At 28.1% G+C, this 7,543-nt stretch carries 10 protein-coding genes; 8 read left to right on the top strand and 2 right to left on the bottom strand.

Annotated features, from left to right (window positions below; translation table 11 throughout):
- A partial coding sequence (locus B5E92_RS15570; protein ID WP_087303384.1) for a hypothetical protein occupies window positions 1-528 on the top strand: 528 nt, incomplete at its 5' end.
- A 124-nt stretch (window positions 529-652) separates the two neighbouring features.
- On the top strand, window positions 653-997 hold the full coding sequence (locus tag B5E92_RS14645) for a hypothetical protein (protein WP_087303382.1): 345 nt from the start codon (window positions 653-655) through the stop codon (window positions 995-997).
- A 19-nt stretch (window positions 998-1,016) separates the two neighbouring features.
- Here the strand turns inward: B5E92_RS14645 and B5E92_RS14640 are convergent, their stop codons facing one another.
- Window positions 1,017-1,886 carry a LysR family transcriptional regulator gene (locus B5E92_RS14640; protein WP_158095250.1) on the bottom strand — a complete coding sequence of 290 codons (870 nt, stop codon included), beginning with the start codon at window positions 1,884-1,886 and terminating at the stop codon, window positions 1,017-1,019.
- 117 nt (window positions 1,887-2,003) lie between these two features.
- Here B5E92_RS14640 and B5E92_RS14635 point away from each other — a divergent pair, with 117 nt between their 5' ends.
- A complete protein-coding gene (locus B5E92_RS14635; RefSeq protein ID WP_087303378.1) occupies window positions 2,004-3,011 on the top strand; it encodes an aldo/keto reductase in 1,008 nt (335 codons plus the stop codon).
- 44 nt (window positions 3,012-3,055) lie between these two features.
- On the opposite strand, the gene B5E92_RS14630 is transcribed toward B5E92_RS14635, so the two are convergent.
- A complete protein-coding gene (locus B5E92_RS14630) occupies window positions 3,056-3,649 on the bottom strand; it encodes a rubredoxin-like domain-containing protein (RefSeq protein ID WP_087303376.1) in 594 nt (197 codons plus the stop codon).
- 350 nt (window positions 3,650-3,999) lie between these two features.
- On the opposite strand from B5E92_RS14630, the gene B5E92_RS14625 reads away from it, so the two are divergent.
- From B5E92_RS14625 to B5E92_RS14605, 5 genes are all read left to right on the top strand, one after another.
- Window positions 4,000-4,461, top strand: coding sequence for a MarR family transcriptional regulator (locus B5E92_RS14625; protein ID WP_087303374.1), 462 nt, complete (start codon window positions 4,000-4,002; stop codon window positions 4,459-4,461).
- A gap of 85 nt (window positions 4,462-4,546) precedes the next feature.
- A complete protein-coding gene (locus tag B5E92_RS14620) occupies window positions 4,547-5,728 on the top strand; it encodes a MalY/PatB family protein (RefSeq protein WP_087303372.1) in 1,182 nt (393 codons plus the stop codon).
- 3 nt (window positions 5,729-5,731) lie between these two features.
- On the top strand, window positions 5,732-6,106 hold the full coding sequence (locus tag B5E92_RS14615; protein WP_087303370.1) for a RidA family protein: 375 nt from the start codon (window positions 5,732-5,734) through the stop codon (window positions 6,104-6,106).
- A 246-nt stretch (window positions 6,107-6,352) separates the two neighbouring features.
- Window positions 6,353-6,964, top strand: a complete 612-nt coding sequence (locus B5E92_RS14610; protein WP_087303368.1) for an ImmA/IrrE family metallo-endopeptidase — start codon at window positions 6,353-6,355, stop codon at window positions 6,962-6,964.
- Between the two features lie 72 nt (window positions 6,965-7,036).
- Window positions 7,037-7,411 carry a hypothetical protein gene (locus B5E92_RS14605; RefSeq protein WP_087303366.1) on the top strand — a complete coding sequence of 125 codons (375 nt, stop codon included), beginning with the start codon at window positions 7,037-7,039 and terminating at the stop codon, window positions 7,409-7,411.
- Window positions 7,412-7,543: the final 132 nt, after the last annotated feature.

Here is a 7,543-nt window from a genome sequence, read left to right as displayed (position 1 = left end):
TATCAAAGTAGAAATAAAGAAGGTAAATTAGAAAAGAATAATCTGATGAATCGAGTATATGTTCAAGTGCCGTATATCAATGTCATAAAGCAGTATAAAGAACTAGATGAATTCAGTGAATTAGAACTAGCGATCTATATATTTGCAAACGGGATAACAGATGATATAATGAAACTGAAAGAAGCGAAGGTGATTGGAATAATGAAAGACAAGATGGAAAGATTTAATCAGAATGATGAACTAAGATTAGCGGCATATAATCGGGAACTGAATATTTATGCTCATGAAATGGAACTCGAAGAGAGTTATCAAAATGGAAAAGCAGAAGGGAAAAAAGAGGGAAGAGAAGAAGGAATTTTGCTTGAAAAAAAGAATCTAACTCTTCAGTTATTTAAATCAAAATTTCCCAATGAAGATGATAATTTTTTAAGTAATCTAGAAGCAAAAGACTATGATATGATTTTTAAAATGCTGTTAGAGGAACAATCACTAGAAAAAATTAAAGATGTAATAAAAAGGTCAATTTAAAGTTGCGATTTAGCAGTTTTTATTCTATGAAGTACTAATTAAGTATAATTGTATTTTATAAATATTTTCATATTGGATAACCACTGTGAAAATGAAACTGAAAGAATCGAAGGTGATTGAGATAATGAAAGACAAGATGGAAAGATTTAATCAGGACGACGAACTAAGATTAGCAGCATATAATCGGGAACTGAATATTTATGCCCATGAAATGGAACTCGAAGAGAGTTATCAAAATGGAAAAGCAGAAGGGAAAAAAGAGGGAAGGGAAGAAGGAAAGAAAGAAGGAATAGAAGAAGGAATTTTGCTTGAAAAAAAGAATCTAACTCTTCAGTTATTTAAATCAAAATTTCCCAATGAAGATGATAATTTTTTAAGTAATCTAGAAGCAAAAGAGTATGATATTATTTTTAAAATGCTATTAGAAAATCAATCACTGGAAAAAATTAAAGATGCAATAAAAAGATAAATTTAAAAATAGTGTTGTTTTAAATATTGACAACACTATTTTTTATTAAATCTATAAATGGAGTTAATTTGTTTTTATTGATTTTTAAATAAGAGATGTAATACATTATTTTCATTTGATTATCGATAATAGGAATTAAAACCCTATTGTTTCCATCGTGACGATAGTGTCTAACTAAGCGGGTAGTTGTTGTAATGACATTTGGATCATTTAAAGCCTGGCAAAATATGAAATAATCAGTATAAATGGTAAAATTGATAGTTTTTTGTAATTCTTCCCAATAAGGTTTTTGTTTCTTTGTATAATAATAGCCCGGAATATAAAAACGTGTTATTTTTTTAATGCGTGTATCTTGTAAAGAAATCGAACTTTCTTTAGCAAGGGAATGACTTTTATCAACTGATAAATACATTCTTTCTTCGACAAAAGGAATACTTTCTATTTCTAAATGATTAAGTGGTTTACTGGAAATAGTTAGATCGTATTTTTCATCTAATAATACTTTAATTTCATCAGTGTTTGATAAGTAGCTTTCGTATTGAATTTCATTAATGATTGATGAAAAAAAGGGAGCGCAATACCACATAGGTCCTGGATCACAAAAACCGATTTTAGTTTTAAGATATTTTTGTTTATAATTGATTAGTTCTTCTTTCATGACTTCGCTTTGATTTAGAATCAAATTAGCGTATTTTAAAGCAATCTTTCCTGCTTCATTTAAAATAATTTTGTTTTTAGTATGATCGAATAGTTGAATTTCTAATTCAGTTTCTAATTTTTTTAAACTAGTACTTAAAGCAGGTTGTGAGATATGTAATTTTTTAGAAGCAATTGAAATTGAATTGTTTTCAGCGATGGCTTTAAATTGGATTAATTGAGTTAATTCCACAAGTAATACCTCCAGTATAAATTTTATTTAATCTAGATTAAAGATAATATAATGTTAAAATCTATGTTTATATAGTATCATAGTATTTGTAAAAGTTAAACTACATGGAGGTCAATTATGAAAACTAGAAAAATTGGTAATTTAGAAGTATCGGCTGTAGGAATGGGAATTATGGGCTTTTCACATGGTTATGGTAAAGTTCCTAGCGAGGACTATGCTATTGAAGCAATTCGTAAAGGATATGAAACTGGATGTACATTTTTTGATACAGCAGAAGGTTATGGTAAAGAACAGTTTTATCCAGGTCATAATGAACAGTTATTAGGAAAAGCAATCAAACCTTTTAGAGATAAAATTGTTTTAGCAACTAAATTTCATCTTGAAGATCAAGATTTACAAACTAGTGAAACATTAGAACAGGTTATTAGACGCCATTTAAATAAATCATTAGAAAATCTTCAAACTGATTATGTGGATTTATATTATTTACATCGTTTAAATGAACAAGTGCCAGTTGAAGATGTAGCGAAAGTGATGAAAAAATTAATCGATGAAGGATTAATTAAAGGCTGGGGATTATCACAAGTAGATGTAGATACATTGAATCGTGGACATCAAATAACTCCAGTAACGGCAGTTCAAAGTATTTATTCAATGGTTGAAAGAGATTTGGAAAAAGAAATTTTCCCATATTGTTTAAAACATAATATTGGTGTTGTGCCATTTTCACCAATTGCTAGTGGCTTTTTATCAGGAAAAGTTACAGTGGAAACTAAATTTGAAGGTGATGATGTTAGAAAATGGGTACCACAGTTATCAAAAGAAAACATTGTTGCTAATCAACCAATTTTAGATGTTTTAGATAGATTTTCTAAAGAAAAAAATGCAACTAATGCGCAAATTTCATTAGCATGGATGTTACATAAATATCCTAATTGTGTACCAATTCCTGGTTCTAAAAATCAAGAAAGAATTCTTGAAAATTTAAATGCGATGAATGTAGAATTAACTGATGAAGAGTTTAAACAATTAGAAGCAGCTCTAGATGCTTGTACAGTATATGGACATCGTGGTAATGTTGAAAGTGAGAAAAAAACATTCTCAAATAATTGGAGAAAAAAATAACAAAGTATGGCAAAACCATACTTTGTTTATTTTAATAATTATAATTATTTATCACCGAAATATCTATCTAATAATCCTTTAAGAGCTTTACCATGTCTAGCTTCATCACGAGCCATTTCATGAACTGTATCATGGATTGCATCTAAGTTGTTTTTCTTAGCACAAGTAGCTAATTCAACTTTACCAGCAGTTGCTCCGAATTCGCAATCAACACGCCAAGCTAAGTTATCTTTAGTAGTAGCTTTCATGTTAGGTTCTAAATCTTCACCTAATAATTCTGCAAATTTAGATGCATGTTCTGCTTCTTCCCATGCAGCTTTTTCCCAGTATAAACCGATTTCTGGATAACCTTCTCTATGAGCGATTCTAGCCATGCATAAATACATACCTACTTCTGAACATTCACCTTCGAAGTTAGCTTTTAATTGATCGAAGATGTATTTTTTATCTTCTTCAGAAATATCTGGGTTGTTTTTTACTGTTTTTGCATAGATTCCATATTCATGTTCTGCTGCAAGAGTTAATTCTCCTTCAACTTCTTTAAATTTGTCAGCTCCAACGTGACATACTGGACATTCTGCAGGAGCAGCATCTCCTTCATAAACATATCCACAAACTGTACATACAAATTTTGCCATTTTTTTATCCTCCTAATTTTTTATCCATCTAAATTTTACTCATTTTTTATTGTATCGTCAACTCGATTGCACTTTTTTTTAATTGTTTTGAAAATTAAAAATAATTTAATATTTTTTCTAAAGTTTGTTAATAATTAAGAAAAGAGGAATTTAATAAATAGTATCTTATGTATTAATAGAAAATGCTCATTTTGTTGGTAATTTAAAACATGTTGTTTGGCAGGCTTGGGATTTAGCTAGAGAATTATAATATTTATTTTAAAAGAACGATTTATTTTCGTTCTTTTAATTTTTAATAATTTGCATCTAAAAATTATATTTGTTAGAATTAAAGAGCTAGGGGTGAGATAATGGATCGCAAATTATTAGAACAATTAATTACCGTGGTTGATGAAGGATTTGATATTATGCAAGAGTATGCTAATAAACCACGTCAGTTTAATGGAATTATGTTATATCCAGTAGAAACCCAGACATTAGAAATTATTGGCCAAAATCCTGGTATTACTGCTTCAAAGATTGCTAAAGAATTAAAGAAAACATTGAGTGCTAGTAGTCAAATTTTAAAGAAACTAGAGCAAAAAGAATTAGTTTCTAGAATTAAAAATCCTCATAATAATCGCGAATATAATTTGTATTTGACTGATGTTAGTAAATCGATTATTGATTTACATAGTGAATTGGATGAAATGATTTATAGTCGTTATCAAGAGGATTTAAAGGATTTAAGCAATGAGGAGATTTTGAATTTTATTAAGGTACAAAAGGCATTGAATAAAGAGTTTTTAAGGGACCTGGAAGAATCTTTTTAGGTTCTTTTTTTTGTTGCAAAAATTAGGATATTATGTATACTATAGTTAAGCACCTTAACAATAGGGAGGAAATGGAGGAATGACGATGAAATATGATTTTGAAACTTTAATAGATCGTAGTAATAAAGGATCTGGAAAATGGCAAGAAATGAAAGCTATTAACCCTGATGTACCTGTTGGGGTAGCCCCTTTATCAGTAGCTGATGTTGATATTAAATTAGCACCAGAAATTCAAGAAGGATTAATTGAGTTTTTAAAAGATGATCCAGTATTGGGATATACATCACCAAAAGATGATTATTATGATGCTGTCATTAACTGGATGAAAAATAAATTTAATTATCATGTTGAAAAAGAATGGATCGTTTTATCTAATGGGATCGTTCCAGCTTTAGGTGATGGCGTAGCAGCTTATACTGAAGCAACTGATGGTGTAATTATTTTTACCCCAGTATATTATCCATTTTATAAAGCCATTGAAAACAATGGTCGTAAAGTAGTGAAATGTCCATTAATTAACAATGGTGGTCATTATGAAATTGATTTTGATAAATTTGAAGAACTTGCAAAACAAACAGAAAATACTTTATTAATTTTATGTAGTCCTCATAATCCAATTGGTAGAGTATGGACAAAAGATGAATTAACAAAAATTGCTCAAATTTGTTTAGAAAACAATATTATTATTTTATCTGATGAAATTCATGAAGATTTAACAATGCCTGGTTTTACTCATACACCAATTGCAACTATTAGTGAAGAAGTTGAAAATATTACAATAACTTGCAGCGCTCCTAGTAAAAGTTTTAATATTGCAGGGTTACAAGGTTCTAATATTATTATTAAAAATCCTGAATTACGAGAAAAACTTACTAGTCAACAAGGTAAAAAAGGTTTTCATTCATTAAATACTATTTCTTTTGAAGCTACTAGATTGGCTTATAGTAAAGGTGAAGCCTGGTTAGATGAATTTAAGGAATTAATATATACTAATTATCAATTAGTTGTTGATTTTATTAATAAAAACTTACCAAAAGTTAAAGTTACACCACTTGAAGGTACATATTTAATGTGGCTTGATTTTAGAGCTTATGGTTTAACTTATCAAGAATTAGAAAAAAGAATGCAACATGCTAATTTATACTTAGATGAAGGATATGTCTTTGGCAAAGAAGGACAAGGATTTGAAAGAGTTAATATTGCAACACCTACAAAAGTATTACAAGCAGCATTAGATCGTTTATATGAAGAGTTTAAAGGAGAATAGAAAATGAAAAATGTAGTAAAAACAAATAAAGCTCCAGGAGCAATTGGACCATATAGTCAAGGAATTAATGTTGGTGATTTATATTTCTTTTCAGGACAAATCCCATTAAATCCAGAAACTAATGAAATGCCAGAAGGAATTGAAGCACAAGCGCATCAGGCATTAAAGAATGTTAAAGGATTATTAGAAAGTCAAGGATTGGATTTTTCTAATGTTATAAAAACAACAGTATTTTTAGATAACATGGAAGATTTTAATACTGTAAATGAAATTTATGCAACATATTTTGTAGAACCATTTCCAGCAAGAAGTGCTGTTGAGGTAGGGAAACTACCAAAGGGTGCCTTAATTGAAGTTGAAGTAATTGCAAGTAAATAGTTATTATCAGCATCATTATCGATGCTGATTTTTTGTTTAAATTAGATCAACTTTATTTTTAATTTTTATCGTGATACAATGTGAGTGGGAATAAAAACTATTAATAATTTAATATGATATAATTTAATGTTTTTAAGATTATAGATATGATTTGGTGATGGTATCATTTTTCATTTTATTAAATATAACAATATTTTTATTCGTCAAGAGATATAATCTTGGCGGAGGTAGAAGGAAGTGATATGGATGTGCAAGGAATTATTAGATTACCAAAAGCAGCATGAAAAAGATTTTTCTAATTTTTTTAATTTAAAAGAAATAGATAGTGATGCAGAAATATTATTAAATCAATTTTTAAATAATCCTGAGTATGGATTATCTAGAGTAAGTAATAAAACTCCAATTATTGAAATAGCTAAAGCTATGGGCTTTAAAATATTTACAGCACGATTTAATGATCGAAATCTTTCTGGAACAATAGGTATTTCTAAAAAGATTCAGGGAAAATATGGTAGTGATAAAGTTATTATTTTAAATAATCAAGATACAGATAAGCATATTCTTTTTACTTTGGCACATGAAATAGCACATTATATATTTGATTATATAAGTGATTCATCAAAAGAATATTCTAATTCATATAGAACTGATGAATCAAAAAATGATAGTGAAATAAGAGCAAATCGTTTTGCTGCTTCATTTCTTATGCCGGCTAGCTCTTTTTCAAATACTTATAGAGCGCTTTTAAAAGATGGTTTTGATAAAGAAGCGATTATAAAAAAACTATCGGATGATTTTAATGTTCCTGAAACAGCTGTTAAAATCAGAATAGAGGAACTAGAGTTAAATAATGAGTAATTCTAGTAATGGATTGAGTGAGTTTTTGATGATGATGTAATTGATTTAACGAACATTAATTCTTCAAGAGATTTGCCTCATAAAGAAAAAGATGAAAAAGAATTAGATGATAGAAATAAGATATATTCGACTATTTTAGAAAATTATTCAAAATATTTAAATGATACATTAGTTTATAATAAATCTAATAAAAAAATTTTTTTAATTAGTTTGCTTATAATTTTAGGTGTAGTTATAGTAGGTTTTTTTATTTGTATAGTTCTTTTAAAAGATAATATTATAGCTTTGATTACAGCATTTGGTACAGTTATAAGTGCTATAATTGTTATTCCAACAAAGATGGTTGAATATTTATTTAATCCACAAGAAACTCAACAAATTAATGAAGTTATAAAAAATATTCAAGATTATGACAAAGCTGTTAGAGAAGATTTAGCAAAAAAATAAGGCTATAAATCTTTATAAAATAAAACTGTTGATATCAATAAGGTAGTCAACAGTTTTTTTATACATTATATATTAAAAGAACTATACAAATAAAAAAACCTACTATAACTACACCTAAAATTATAAGCAAAC

It is taken from the genome of Erysipelatoclostridium sp. An15 (assembly GCF_002160675.1).
Taxonomy (GTDB): Bacteria; Bacillota_I; Bacilli_A; order Erysipelotrichales; family Coprobacillaceae; genus Thomasclavelia; species Thomasclavelia merdavium.
The sequence above is the reverse complement of the archived record's forward strand: the minus strand, read 5'-3'. Positions and strand labels throughout refer to the sequence as shown.